Raw genomic sequence first — 324 nt, forward strand, 5'->3', positions numbered from 1 at the left:
TCGCCTAATTCAAAGAGAAAAAAATAATAGAAAAGGAACAACACTTCATTCTTTAAAAACAGCATAAAAGTATAAAAATAAAGGATGATTTTTTGTGCTGCCCAAATTTAAATAAAAAGATAAAAAATTAAGAAATCAATCAAATGATTTCTATTTTTTTGCAAAAAAAGAAAAAGGCGTTGCAACTGATATTTAAAAATCATCAGTTTGCAACAGCCTCTTTTTTTATTTCCCTAACAACTTAAAAAAGAGCCGTGTAGATCAATGATTTTACTCATCAATCTATCACAGCTCCATTTTAGCTATAATGCAATTATCTTAACT

The organism is Fusobacterium sp. SYSU M8D902 (genome assembly GCF_040199715.1).
Taxonomy (GTDB): Bacteria; Fusobacteriota; Fusobacteriia; order Fusobacteriales; family Fusobacteriaceae; genus Fusobacterium_A.